We start from the raw sequence: 13,906 nt of genomic DNA, 5'->3' as shown, positions 1-13,906 counted from the left end.
ATGCGGGCAGTATGTCTATATTCCTCATTTCTACCCGTCCTTTCTTAAATGATGTCGTATGCTTTTCGGGTTTTAGAATATTTTGATTGGAGACCTGATCTCACTTTCTCTTCAACCTCTCTAACCAAGCGCCTTTTCTCTTTCTCAGCCCCATTTTCTTTGAACCGACACCCCATCACGAAGCACCGAACCTCACATTCAATGATGATTCGGGTAAAACCACAGGTTTCCAAGAATTGAGAAATTTTTCTAAGAAATTGGATGCCAGGACGGCTTACTGAAATTGCTGTTATTATAAGTGATTGATTTTTATGTTAATAAAAGTTGGCATGGCAGTTGCAATAATAAAATCATCGCAACGTTTAGCGATATGCTCAAACTAATCAAAATAATTGAAATTGAAAGGAAAGCGATATGCCTACTCCAGCTTATATGTCGATTCACGGTGAAACTCAGGGCCACATTACAAAAGATGCGTACACTGCTGACTCTGTTGGTAATACCTGGCAGGAAGCTCACGTCAATGAATTCCTGGTACAGGAGCTGGATCATGTACTGACTGTACCACGTGACCCGCAAAGCGGTCAGCCAACGGGCCAGCGTGTTCACCGTCCGGTTATCGTCACTAAACAGCAAGACCGTACTTCTCCGCTGCTGTTTAACGCACTGGTCAGCGGTGAGAAGCTGCCAGAAGCTTACATTAACTTCTACCGTACCTCGACTCAGGGCAAACAAGAGCATTACTACACAGTGAAGCTGATCGATGCGCTGCTGGTTGACATGCAAACCCGTATGGCTCACTGCCAGGACGCAGCAACTTCTGACCGTGTAGTTGAAGAAGTACTGAAGTTTACTTACCGCGCAATCGAAGTGACGCACGAAGTGTGTGGTACAGCAGGTAACGACGACTGGCGTACACCACGCGAAGCGTAATCACGCTGATTGGAAATGGGGCCGCGTTTGGCCCCTTTTGTCTTAGTTGCATCAGGTAAAAGTAATGAGTAATCAGGTTCAATTTTCGTTCTCAATCGAAGAAGCAGAACACGAATTCCGCGTTGAAAGTTTTGAAATCAAAGAGCGTCTGTTTCAACCATTCGAAATTAAGGTGTCATTGCTTTCACGTGATGCAGATATTTCACTCGATGATCTGGTCCGTAAAGCCGGTGTACTGAAACTTTATGGCCAGGGACGCGATGTTTCCCGTTTGTTCCACGGTATTGTCAATGAAGTTCGGTTTCTTGGTACTGGCCGGCAGTTCAGTCGTTATGAACTGATTCTGGTACCAGAACTGTGGTTTCTGACTCAGCGTGAAGACTGCCGGATTTTCCAGGGTCTGACGATTCATGAAATCATTGAGTCAGTGCTGGAAGGTGCAGGTGTGACGGCATTCCGGATGCTGGCCGATGCGGGTGAACAGCAGGAATACATTCTGCAATACCGCGAGACCGATCTGGCGTTTGTTCATCGCCTGATGTCTCAGCATGGTTTGTGGTACTTCTTTGATCATACGGAAACCGGCCACGAGCTGGTGATCGTGGATAAAAATGAACTCCTGAGTGAGCTTCCAAGTACTGCAGACAATGCGACGCTGGTGCCGGGTGCCAGCGAGCATGCCATTCTGTTCCAAGGTGATTCTGGCGGTGTGCCGGATCGGGAACATATCTTTGAGGCTGACTTTGGTCAACGGGCACACACAGGCGCGGTGTCGCAGACGGATTATAACTATCTGACGCCGAAAACCAGCCTGATGGTGAATGTGCCAGAGTCTGATGAGTCAGAAGCGTATACCGATCTGGCGATTTACAATTATCCTGGCCGTTACGGCCAGCAGCCCCACGGTAAGTTGCAGTCGGATTATCGCCTGTCGGCGCTGAAAATTTCCGGTACTGAACTGAAGGCAATGGGCTGTGTGATGCGTTTTCTGCCGGGTTACAGCTTTGTGATGGAAAGCCATCCGCGTCAGTCGCTGAACCGGGATTTTATCCTGTTGGAAGTGAAACATGTCGGTCGGGATCCTCAGGTTCATGCAGAAGAAAACAGCGGCGAACCGACCATTTACTACAACGAATTCAAGGCATTTCCTGCCGAAATGACCTACCGCGCGCCTGCATTGCCTGCGCCTGTGATCGAAGGCCCGCAGACAGCCGTCGTGGTAGGTCCCGAAAACGAAGAGATCTATACCGACAATCTTGGCCGGGTGAAGGTGCAGTTTCACTGGGACCGACTGGGGAGCATGAATGAGCACTCGACCTGTTGGGTGCGTGTCAGTCAGACGCTGGCTGGACCCAACTGGGGGGCAGTATTCCTGCCGCGTATCGGTCATGAAGTGGTCGTGACCTTCCTCGAAGGCGACCCGGATCAGCCATTGGTGACCGGCTCCGTTTATAACGGGTTGCACCGCCCGCCTTATGATCTGCCGTTGAAGAAAACACGAACCACACTGCGATCTAAAACCCATAAGGGTGAGGGATACAACGAAATCAGCCTGGATGATGAAAACAATCAGGAAGAGTTGTATCTGCGGGCACAGAAAGACATGTCCGTAAAAGTGCTGAACGACCGTTTCGAACAGATTGGCAACGATGACATGCTGACAGTAGCCCGTCATAAAACCAATGAGATTGGTCAGAATCAGAAAGAAACTATTAAGGGCACGAAAACGACTGAAGTGAAGGGTACCTTCACGGAAACTGTCGATGGTGATGTCACGGCCACATACAACAGTAACGAATCTGTGACGGTTGTGAAGAATGCCAGCCTGAAGGTGAACCAGAACCGCACGACGGAAATCGGAAAGAACGATGAACTGACGGTGATGGAAAACCAGACGCTGACGGTGCATGGCTCACGTCAGACGCAGGTTGATAAAGACAACAACCTTAATGTTGACGGAAATTCGACGCTCACAGTCACTGGCAATATTACTTCTGAGTCAAAGAGTACGACCCAGATTATCAGTAAAGACAAAATCGTCCTGAAAGCCGGTCAGTCGCAAATTGTGCTGAACAGTGATGGCACGATCCAGGTGACGGGCGTGTCCATCACGATTAATGGTTCAGATAAAGTTGTTGTTCAGGGCGGAAAAGTATCGGTGAACTAATGCAAAAACAGCAGACGCAACGAAGTCAGTTCTTTGAAACAGGTGCCGGGGAATCCCCGGCGTCTTTGCATCCCCGCTTCGGCCGGATTCTGGCGATTGAGGGGGACTGTGTCCGTGTGACTTTCGATGGCTGCGACATGCCATCGGGCATGGCTGCGCGACTCGGTCGACAGTTCTCGGTTGCTGAGCTGGAACTGGCGAGGCAAAACGCGTTGTCCTGCCGGGTTGAGTTTGTTGGTCAGGATCCGAATTTACCGCTGATCTCGGATATCTTTTTTTCGATCATAGAACAGCGGGATGAGCTGGTTCTCAAGGCAAAAAATATCCGGATTGAAGCCGAAAACGAGTTAGTTGTCGCCAGCGGCGAAGCACAAACCCGTTATGAAGCCAGGCAGAAACGGGTCACGACGGAAGGTAAGTATATTCATAGCCAGGCCGAGAAATCCCAGAAGATTCAGGGTGCAATCATAGCGATTAACTGACGGATGCTGACATGATGAACAGTCTGATTAAGCCGGAAACGCCGGGGTTTGCCAAGTTAAAGGATGAGGATATCCAACAGCTGGCCGCCCGTATGAAACAGGCGATTGAACAGGCCAATGCGACGTCGCCGGGGATTCTGCGTTTTGCCAGAGAAAAAGCAGAAACGGCTGCAACAGAAATTCGCTTTTTACTGATGCAGCAAGACCGTGCTTTCAATGCCGGGCTGCCGGATACATGCAGTCATTACTACCATTTGGTGAACCGGAAACTGAACCGGTATCTGGCGGTATTGATTGCTTTGTACCGGGTAGAGCCGGGCTATATCCTCTGGCTGGCTGACATCTACCCTCAGGTGTTGCTCTGGGTACTGACCTCAGCTGATCTCGAATCACTTGATGCGGAAGCTTGCGAACTGGCACTTTTGCTGACGGAGAAAATGCCGGCGAAACAGTGGCAGCAAGTGGTGACCCTGGCGACTGCTACAGGATTGCCGCTGATATTGCAGTCGGCTGCGATCAGCGAACTCAATCAGGCCGAGCCTGCGATGCAGGCATTGATCCGGCGGAGTGAACTTACTGAAACATTTGCCTCACTGTGTATTCGTGAAGGAACGGACAAAGTCAGTTTGCTCGCTCGGTATCATCTGGCCCGGATGGGGCAAGAGGCGGGGATCAATTGGATCAACGAGCACGGTCATCCGTCCAAATCACTTTTCACCCATCTGCTGGTCCGCAAAGACAAAGTCGCCTGGCTACGGGGTGAATTGCTGCCGCAGGCGGACTATCTGACCGACGTGTCAATATATGCCATTCTCAATCGCCTGCCGGAATCGTTTGAACAGCCTGATTTTCAGCAGGATGAACGGGCTTATCTGAAGGCTGCTCTGGCAGGGGATCCGGACACCGTCCAAACCATGATTGAAGCGATCCGGCAGGAAGATGATGACACGCGTCTTGAAAACTGGGTCCATGCGCTGACCCTGATCCTGGGGGAGCTGCTACCGGTGCGGGTGTCTGAGTTAGGTGTGAAATATGACGGCCAGCAAGCGGCAGACATTCTGGCGTACTGGTGGCAGCACAACCATGGCGGGTACACCTTGTCTCCGATGATGCGGATGGGCAGCGCACTGAGCTACACCAGCAGTATTGATGCATTGCGCAGCCAGTCGTTACCGGCTGAGTTCCGGACCTGGGTCTGGAAAGAACTCTGTCTGAACGGTGGTATTTATGTGGCTTACGATCCGATGAGCTGGCCGGAACGTCAGCGCCGCGCGATTTACACACTCTCCAATAACACGACTGCCGCAGAGCGGTATGACCTGAGGATACGCGATGCAGCTGTGGGACGTTGAATCTTCTTTGCCTTATGCCACGAAAGGGCAGTTCGTCCGGGATCATGACGGACAATCTGTGTGGGTCGTTTGCATGAAGACCGGCTGGCAGCTGGTGGGCGGACAATGGCAGCCGCTCAAATCTCAACCGGACATCTACTCCACACCGGTGTTTGCAGGAGAGCCCGGATTTTCTGCATTGCTGGCTGATCAGGATTTTGTGGTGACCAAAGCCAACACGGATGTGCTTGTCAGCGGCCATGCCAGAAGTTATGGCAAAACGCCCGTCACGAAAATGAATTGCCGCCTTTTAATCGAAGGGCACATTGATAAAACGCTGCTGGTGCTGGGGACACGTCAGTGGATCACTCAGGCCGGTCAGGTGGGCGTGACCGTGCCCGCTGCCTTTATCGAACAACCTGTGTCTTCTGCACAGACCATAGGCGGCGAAGATGAAAGGAACCGTGTTGGCTGTGGTGTCGCGCAGAAAACTCAGAATTTGTTGACGCAGCCGGTCCCGTCTGTCTTTTACCCCGGGCAGGACTGGCAACTGGAAGCGTCGAAAATCAAGCCTGCCAGTTTCGGTCCGATCGCTGTGTTCGATATGCCCCGGTCCAAACTGGCGGGTACCTTTGATGATGCATGGGAAGAGGAGCGCCGCCCGCTTTATCCGGTGGATTTCAATCCGGCGTTTTATCAGTCTGCACCTGCTGATCAACAAACCAAGGGTTTGTTAGAAGGGGGAGAACGGCTGATTGTCTCCGGCTTCAGCCACGAAGAAACGCTGTATTTCACCGTGCCGAGACGCAGTTTTGAAGCGCAGGCCGTTTTTGGTGAAAACAAAGAAAAGCAGGCCATGGCATTACACACGTTATCGGTGGATGCCGATGCACTGATTGTTACGGCAACCTGGTCAGCCGCTTTCCCGTGTCAGGGACGGGAAGCGCAGCTCATCAATACTGTCATTTCTGAAGAGAAGGCCACTGTATGAGTGCTACATCAGCAAGATATGTGCTAAGTGCAGACGCAGTAACGGCTGCCGGATTTAATCTGGATGTGTCTGTTGCTGTGGCGCAAGCCAATCTGGATATGTATGAAACCCGCATTTTGGGCGAGGGCGATGAAAAGGCAACGGTCGCTCCCGTCTGCTATCTGGATACAGAAGAGAGCGTGACCGACCGATTGCTGTCGCTGCTGACTTTGCTGGTGAATCAGCTGACGGTTCAGCTCCCGGGTAGTCTTTCGTCGGTGCCCCTGTATGTCCGGATGCCGGATGCTGTCACGCAGCGCATGCTCGATGAGTGGCTGGCGCAATTGCAGCAGGATGAAGATTCCCAGAAAACAATTTCCCGTGTGGTACTCAGCCATGTCTCCGGCCATCAGCATTTTTCAGAGGTACAGAAGGCACTGAATGATGAGGAAGTTCTGATTGCAGTATCCACCGATTCCCCGATTGCCAAACTGGATGAATTGTCAGAACAACAGTGGCTGCAAACGAATCGTCAGCCGTGGGGCGTCATTGCCAGTGAAGGTGCAGCCGGTGCAATACTGGCCAGCCGTAGCTTTGTCGAGGCCATGAAAATCAAACCGCTGGCTGTGCTGGACAGCTGGTGCCATGAGCCGGGTGAGGACTTCCGCCTGATGTCCCGGGTTTTACGCAGGCAATGTAAAACCGTGGACGACTTTGGTTTGCTGTTCAGCGACATGACTAACCTGAGACAACATCAGGAAGATTATGGTTTTGCGATTGGCGCCCGAGGCGAACGGCTTGTGAATCCGGAGCAGATCATACTCAGCCATTCTCTGTGGGGCTATCTCGGCGATGCTTCCTTGTTCGCCACGCTCGCGCTGGCTGCGCATCACAATAGCCAGCAACTGATCCGAAGTTTGTTTCTGTTTGGTGCGGTCAGCAGCCGGGCGATGCTCACCCTGTCCTTAACTGAAATACCGAAACCTGCCTGATAAGCAGGGAACTTATTGTGTGTGAAGAGAAAAACTGAATTTTTTGTCCCAATGCCACAAAGTCACGTAATGAATACGGGCAGAGTATTAAATCAGTTGATTAGGTCTTTCAATCTGTTAGGTTTTTTCGCTGTACGTCTGGATGATGGTACACATTGTTCTTTCAAGAACGGAAAACCAAAAGTGAATCCTGGCTGGTGTAATTCTGAATCTGGCATTAGCACCCGCAGCCAGCAAGATTGCATGCAAACAACGCTGCGGAGACTGTCATCTCGATGTGCTGTCTACAGAGACTGAATGACCAATCAGATTGCCGAAAACTCTTCTCACACCATATAACACGTAGCCTGATGTTCTGTGAACTGAATAACAGGCCTGTTTCCCTCATGTTGTCTGTCAGAATGTCTGTCGTTTTGTGCACAGTATTTTCCGGCAAACAATATGATTCTGCTTCGCCATTGCGATAAAAAACGAGAAGATTCATATGGAAATAGTGAGATATGTAAAGGCGAATTACACGCCACTTGAAGACATCACCCCATTGCCGCGTAATGTCGTGACTCAAGCTGTTGAACCTGTGCCGGATCATAAACTGGTGGTTGAACTGGCCGGGCAGTGGCAGGGGAACTGGGCTCACTTTCAGTTAGCGAAAACTGAAAAGCAGGCAAAAAAAATTACCCGAGCCGTAGCCGACGTAAAAAATGGACACCGAACCCTTGCAACGTTTCAGGGACTAGAAAATGAACCGAAGAACTTGTATCTGGTATCGCCTTTGCGAGGGATGCCAAACCCGCTGACATTCTTATTGGCTGAGAACCTGATGCCAGTTGAAAAGGAAGCAGAAATGGACGAATGGGACACCGTATTGATACCCGTTCGTGCACTGGCTTATCTGGATGGCAGTAAAGATAAAAACAAAGCAGCAGAGCTGAAAGGCGGCTACTTGTATGTATTTTGGAAAGGCAAACTCTGGCGAGAGCTGAAGGTCAATGAGAGTGGTTATTATCAGGATATTGATACTGAGTATTACCGGGCCAGAGACAAACAGGAACGCCAGAACCAACAGCCTGTGATTGAACACCGGGAAGCTGACGGATTTGATATCCCTCAATTTTGGGTGCCTTATAAAATTGCGGGTGAGGTTCAGGAAGGGGAAAGTGGACTGAACGTTGTCTATTCACCAAGACAGATGAGTTTCAGAGAGCTTGAAAAACTTGAATCTTCATCTGAAGAACTCACGAAGAGAGCTACATCATTAGATGAGTTAAGCATTTACTCTGATTCTAAAGGGTTTCCAGAGCAGGAAAACTCGCAATCAATAAATTTGGCAAAAGTTTCATCTGAAAAATCTAAGAGAACTTGGATTAGTTCCTCAGATGCAATTATTAGCCAATATCAGGATAGTAATACGCCAGTCATATTTTTAACTGGCTGTTCAAGTTATGGGAATGGGATTGTTCTTCAGGATCAGTATGGAAATCCATATTCAGACTCTCAGTATGAGATTAAATTTGGAGATGAAAAAGTTTCAGGGAAAACTAATGAATTTGGATTTGTTCCATTCAATTTTGAAACCGATGAACAGCAGGTGATTGTTTCATTTTCTCCAGATAAAGACGTCGAACATATACAACATAGAATGGCTGTTAATTTAAATCAGATGGCGGATGATAGCGAAGTAATTGGATTGCAGCAAAGGCTTTCAAATTTAGGTGTTTATTATGGGAAAATTGATGGGGAATTTGGAGAAAAAACAAAAAATGCAATTAAAGAAATTCAGTTCTCTCATCAATGTAAAATAACCGGTGAGATTGGAGACGAATTAAATAAAATTATAAAAGACATTGAGTCTTACTAAATAGGGTTTAATTATGAGCTTAGAAATTTATCAAGTGAATTTTGACTTATCACTTAAGGATGTTGAATATAAAAACATCCTACTAGTTAAGGTTGAAGATAAAATAAATGAATTAATATCAGCTGGGTATGATAATAATGTTCTTATTTTTAGGGCTGAGTATTTTTGTAAAATAATAAAAGAGGAAATTATATCTATCGAAAGATATATTAGAAGAACTGTAGAAAAACATAAAGGTATTAATCCATACGAATATTATCAGCAGGATTTAGAAGAGAATATTGATATTTTAGAATTTCGTAGTGGTGTTTATAAAAAAGAGTTTGAAAAATGTCCATTGATTACGGATAAAAATGGTGAAATTTTAGACCCAAAAGATTGGTATCTTGACACTAAAAATGCAACATTTCCTAAATGTTTTGTGCCTAAAGTAACAAAGACTATTACACAGCATAAAGAAGTTGATGGTGTTATTCCTACAACAGTTGCATCATTTGAAAAGAAATGGGACTACAGCCTCACACAATTTTATTACGCTGATGATGAGACCATAATTAAAGACCGTTTTATTTTATATTGGCAACTTGATGATGATTACGGACTCAATTCTGCTGGGTATAATACATCAAGATTAAATACTGCATATATAAATAGCAATGGTGAAGCGACAAAAATAAGCGCTGAATCATCATTCTTAGTTACTGAAGAAACCTCAGAATCAGATTGTTTTATTTTGAAGAAATTAATGCATCCAAAACATTTGTTAAAGGAAAAAGATCGCTATTACTATAACCTAACAGAAAGTCGTATTAATTTGAGTAATCGGACTGCATTCATATTATATCCATTGGATCAAACTGTTTTTAAAACAAAACCACTTCATGAATTATCAAAAATAAAAGCACCAAGTTATGTGAATGATAAAAATCTTCAAGACAGGAAAGTTATTTTTGAGGGTGAATCTGAAAGAGCACCAGCAAGAATATATTTGCATTGTACTTTGCCTGAATGGAATCACCGACTTCGTAAAGTGTTAGGTGAATTACAAATGCAAATCAATGAGTATAATTTAATTTGTGCGCCACACTATAGCAAATTGAATGCACTCAGTGATATGGAAGATCTACTAGAACTGCATCAACGGTTTGGTACAAATTACGATCCGAAAAACAAGAAAATTGAGAAAGAACTGATAAGTTCTATTAATAAACTAAGTTCAGCGATTAGAACTGCTATAGAATGTCCTGAAGATAAACATCCAACTTTTGAGTATTATACGCAGAAGAAGCATATTGATCTGAAAGCAGAAGAGCTGTTCTACCTCATAAAGTCACCAGCTCTGTACGCGGAATTAAAGAGTTATATTGAAAGTTCTGCAGATGAAGAATCATCTGAAGTGAAAATGCACACTGGTCCATATATGGAAGAGGAATATGGTTGGCATGCAATTTTTGAAACAATTGCCGAGTGCTATGCTGCATTGTCTCATTCGGAAATATATGGAGATAAAATTTGGAATGAAGATATCAATTTTGGAATAGAAGTTCTTGCAAATTTTTCAGGAGATAAATCCTATAAAGAAATTTGTGATCTCTGGTTTGGTGTTTTAAACGCAAGTTATGTAGAAAATGATGAAGATATACCCGAGTATTTAAGTTCACAATATGAAAGCTTAAATGAATTCGAACCAGATAATTCAAATAATCATGACTCAATATTTTCTTTGATAGTGTCAAATTATGAATCACTATTAAAACCTTATCTCGGTCATGTAGTTCCAGGTCCGGGGGCACCTTGTACTCTGCAGGTTGTATTAAGCTGCTATCAGCCTTTTATCTTTAATAAAATTAAACAAGCATTAACTAATGATGCTACTTATCATATCAGACTTTTAAGAAGTGTATTATGTGTATTCAATGTTTTAAATCCTAGAGATGGTAAAACAAAGTTAGCAAATGGCTTGATGACAGTCACAGATTTTTTTAAAGCATTTGTTGTAACTCGATCGATAAAGAGATCTAATCTTCGTGCATCAGATACCTTGAGAGAAATTAAGGTTTTTATTGAGAAAGCAAATGAGAGCGAAGGTAATAGTAAAGCTTTCTACGATGCTATTAACCAAAAAAAGCCAGTAGCAACTGCAGTTGGTAAATCAATTTACACTATGTTTAATTTGACCCTGAGCATACAGTCTTTGCAAGCGCTCTCGGAGAAAGCTAAACTTGAGGGGTGGCCATCTGAACGGATATATTTAGAGTACCTTAATGGATATTTAGACATTACAAATGCAGTTGGATCGTTTAGTGGATCGACGTCTATGGCTATAGCTGCAGTAATTGAGAGGGCAAAATTTAGTGCTTACACGGGGGGGCTCGGTAAAAACTTATTAAAATTTGGAAAAAATATATCAGCATTATTAGATAAATTAGCAATACCTTTGGGAATCGTTCAAACCGTTGTTTCTTTGTATTATGTGGCTGAACATTTAGAAAATGGTGAATATAAGGAAGCTGTCCTAGCAGCAGGTAGTGCCGCTTCAGGTTTACTCTTAGTCTCTGGTTTTATATTGAGAACAGGCGTTTTAATACCTGTAGCCGCCATATTGGGGCCAGTTCTCGGAACAATACTTATTATTGTTGGTACAATTGTAAGTGTTCTTTTATTAGCTATTGAAATAGCTGAGTTATCTTGGAATCTCTTATCAACCAATTCACAATCATTGCTTGAAGAATACTGGGTTAAGTTTCAATCAAAATTACCAATGTTGAAAGTAGATGTTTTAAGAAAATATGAACTTTTACCAGTTTCAATTGACATGAATAATGGAAATATCGTTAGCATGCGAGCAAATGAATTATATGACACAGAGTATGACATAATTAAAATATATAATTCAAACCCATACGAGATGTATAAGTTATATGGATTAACTAAAGATTTGATTAATATTGTTGATGATCTGCATGTGAAAGAGATAATATTTGATGAAGGTGTTAATCTTGGGGATTTGAGATGGCAGGCTGTTATACCTCTTTATATTAATAACAAATATGACATTGAAGAAATCAGGAATCTTGTTGATTTTGAAATAAATGATTTTGATGGAATAAATAAAATTGATAAATTGATTGAATATTATGAATCTGTAAAATCAAACGAAGAGATTGATCAGCTATTATATATTGATGATAATGGAAATGTGTTTAATACAAAAATATCAACATTACTAGAAGTTGGAGCCTTCAATCCAAAGAACTATGAAGATTTCTATGGATCAGAACTTTGGTCTCATAAATATTTCTTCCGCGAAATTGATATTGTTGCAAAAAAAAGAAATGTAATATTCGATATATAAATATTCTATTATCATAGATTAATTTCCTATCAAAAGGTGGCTCATGCCACCTTTTCCATTGAATTATCTTTTAATATAAATTTATTTATGCCATAATGGTTATTATTGAAAGTATTGGTGAATAGTATGAGTTTATTAAAACGATTGATACCTTTATTTATTTTGTTTTTATCTCCAGTCGCAATTTCAAATCAATTAGATTTATCTAATGTTATTAATTCTAGTGGTGTTATTAATGGAAGTGATGATATTAAGTTAGTTAAAGATATTATTTCAAAAAAAGATTATTCTGTTTTCATTGATGGAGAGAGTATTAATATAGAAAGATTTATGTCTAATTATGGTGATGCTAGGTTTGAAAAATTTCCCAAAGTAAAACCTCAAAGTTATAAAAGAACAGTTTCATTTCAGAGTCTAAAAAATACTATTGTACTCAACAGAAATGGGCAAGTCATAATGCTGAGTATGAAAAATCCAGATTTATCTGAATTTTTACAAATAAGTAAATTTAAAAGTCTAGAGTCTTTGTATATTTATGGGATAGATTTTGACAGGCCTCTAGATTTGTCTCAATTGCAAGAATTAAAATATTTTGATTTAGCTAAATCAAAATCGACAAAGATTATTTTTTCTAAGAAAAATAACTTGAGAACGGTAAGTGTTTCATATTCTGAAGTTAAAAAATTAGTTGGTCTGGAATCTTTGTATGGTCTTGAATCTCTAGAGTTGACTTATACAAATTTAAGACATTTAGATGGTTTGGATAACTTGAAAAACCTGAGAAGAATTAATGTTTTCCGTATTGGGAAAGATTTCCATGATAAAATTTCTTTTGACAATCATAAGAAGATGGAATATATAGCTGCACTTGGTGTAAATATATCAAAAATAAAACAGGTTGAGAGTCTGAAAGAGTTAAAATATCTAACTTTACTTGAAGTGGATAATATGGATGACTTTGAACTTCCTAGAAAACTGGAGTCGTTGTTAGTGAGAGGATTGAATTCAAATATTTTTCCTCAAATAGAAAACTGCAAAAATCTGAATTTCTTAATGATCACTGATGCGAAATTTTCTTCGGTACCAGATTTGAAATGGTTAAGTAAGTTGAAGGAAGTTAAACTGGAAAATAATCAGCTGACTGATATTTCTGGTTTAGGAAAGTTAGAAAACTTAGAGGAGTTACATCTTAAAAATAATAATATCACTAAAGTATCATATCTTTCTGGACTTAAAAAACTGAAACTTCTCGATTTGGAGGGTAATCAAATTAAATCTGTTTCTGGATTTAGAGAAATGCCTTCGTTAGAAGTGGTGAACTTTGAAAATAATCCTGTTGAAAGTGTAGATTTCGAGATGGTGGATCAATTTAAAGGTGTAACATTTAACATCTCAGAAACACCATTCTACGAATCTTCTACGCTGAAACAGAGGAAAAGACTTGGTATGTATTATTAATTTTACTAAATGTTTCAGTAAGGGTGTTTGTAGTTCTGTGCCAGCGTAAATTACAGATCTACATATTGCTCACCCTGCCCGGGAAGTGGATGCTCAATTGAGATTACGTTAGGTTCCTTTGCACTGGATGCGTCCACTTCTCAGAGGCCCCCAACACATCCGAATTGGTCGTGTAGATGGTCCGCTGGATCTGCTTGGGAAATTTCAAGTATTCCGACAGATTTGGCTCTGGATTTGATGATTAACGGGAACAGCTACCCCCATTTCACTCCCTGTTCATCAAGCGCTTAGCACGTTGCGTTCTGTGTTGCTGCCATGCAGACACACTTGAGATCCGACATAAAGCTCTTATGTTTTTGC

9 protein-coding genes are annotated in these 13,906 nt (G+C 42.9%); all 9 read left to right on the top strand.

The window, feature by feature from the left end:
- The first annotated feature begins 414 nt into the window (after positions 1-414).
- Entirely contained in the window at positions 415-933 is a 519-nt protein-coding gene (locus tag ACYP03_RS05135; RefSeq protein ID WP_248142708.1) for an Hcp family type VI secretion system effector, read from the top strand.
- A 64-nt stretch (positions 934-997) separates the two neighbouring features.
- On the top strand, positions 998-3,100 hold the full coding sequence (locus ACYP03_RS05130) for a type VI secretion system Vgr family protein (RefSeq protein ID WP_459778736.1): 2,103 nt from the start codon (positions 998-1,000) through the stop codon (positions 3,098-3,100).
- Positions 3,100-3,582 (top strand): hypothetical protein, encoded by a 483-nt coding sequence (locus tag ACYP03_RS05125; protein ID WP_459778735.1) that lies wholly within the window; start codon positions 3,100-3,102, stop codon positions 3,580-3,582. The genes ACYP03_RS05130 and ACYP03_RS05125 overlap by 1 nt, the downstream gene beginning before the upstream one ends.
- An 11-nt stretch (positions 3,583-3,593) precedes the next feature.
- Positions 3,594-4,934, top strand: a complete 1,341-nt coding sequence (locus tag ACYP03_RS05120) for a hypothetical protein (RefSeq protein ID WP_459778734.1) — start codon at positions 3,594-3,596, stop codon at positions 4,932-4,934.
- Positions 4,915-5,904 (top strand): DUF2169 family type VI secretion system accessory protein, encoded by a 990-nt coding sequence (locus ACYP03_RS05115; RefSeq protein WP_459778733.1) that lies wholly within the window; start codon positions 4,915-4,917, stop codon positions 5,902-5,904. Before ACYP03_RS05120 ends, ACYP03_RS05115 begins: the two co-directional genes overlap by 20 nt.
- Positions 5,901-6,875, top strand: a complete 975-nt coding sequence (locus tag ACYP03_RS05110; protein WP_459778732.1) for a hypothetical protein — start codon at positions 5,901-5,903, stop codon at positions 6,873-6,875. The genes ACYP03_RS05115 and ACYP03_RS05110 overlap by 4 nt, the downstream gene beginning before the upstream one ends.
- 484 nt (positions 6,876-7,359) lie before the next feature.
- Positions 7,360-8,733 (top strand): peptidoglycan-binding protein, encoded by a 1,374-nt coding sequence (locus tag ACYP03_RS05105; protein ID WP_459778731.1) that lies wholly within the window; start codon positions 7,360-7,362, stop codon positions 8,731-8,733.
- Positions 8,734-8,746: 13 nt separating this feature from the next.
- A complete protein-coding gene (locus tag ACYP03_RS05100; RefSeq protein ID WP_459778730.1) occupies positions 8,747-12,088 on the top strand; it encodes a hypothetical protein in 3,342 nt (1,113 codons plus the stop codon).
- Positions 12,089-12,214: 126 nt separating this feature from the next.
- Entirely contained in the window at positions 12,215-13,546 is a 1,332-nt protein-coding gene (locus tag ACYP03_RS05095) for a leucine-rich repeat domain-containing protein (RefSeq protein WP_459778729.1), read from the top strand.
- Positions 13,547-13,906 lie beyond the last annotated feature (360 nt).

This window comes from Photobacterium sp. R1 (genome assembly GCF_054600795.1).
The sequence above is the reverse complement of the archived record's forward strand: the minus strand, read 5'-3'. Positions and strand labels throughout refer to the sequence as shown.

What these genes read in the sequence shown, in the direction of transcription:
- ACYP03_RS05135 (WP_248142708.1), top strand. Translation starts at nt 415, where the DNA reads ATGCCTACTCCAGCTTATATGTCGATTCACGGTGAAACTCAGGGCCAC.
- ACYP03_RS05130 (WP_459778736.1), top strand. Translation starts at nt 998, where the DNA reads ATGAGTAATCAGGTTCAATTTTCGTTCTCAATCGAAGAAGCAGAACAC.
- ACYP03_RS05125 (WP_459778735.1), top strand. Translation starts at nt 3,100, where the DNA reads ATGCAAAAACAGCAGACGCAACGAAGTCAGTTCTTTGAAACAGGTGCC.
- ACYP03_RS05120 (WP_459778734.1), top strand. Translation starts at nt 3,594, where the DNA reads ATGATGAACAGTCTGATTAAGCCGGAAACGCCGGGGTTTGCCAAGTTA.
- ACYP03_RS05115 (WP_459778733.1), top strand. Translation starts at nt 4,915, where the DNA reads ATGCAGCTGTGGGACGTTGAATCTTCTTTGCCTTATGCCACGAAAGGG.
- ACYP03_RS05110 (WP_459778732.1), top strand. Translation starts at nt 5,901, where the DNA reads ATGAGTGCTACATCAGCAAGATATGTGCTAAGTGCAGACGCAGTAACG.
- ACYP03_RS05105 (WP_459778731.1), top strand. Translation starts at nt 7,360, where the DNA reads ATGGAAATAGTGAGATATGTAAAGGCGAATTACACGCCACTTGAAGAC.
- ACYP03_RS05100 (WP_459778730.1), top strand. Translation starts at nt 8,747, where the DNA reads ATGAGCTTAGAAATTTATCAAGTGAATTTTGACTTATCACTTAAGGAT.
- ACYP03_RS05095 (WP_459778729.1), top strand. Translation starts at nt 12,215, where the DNA reads ATGAGTTTATTAAAACGATTGATACCTTTATTTATTTTGTTTTTATCT.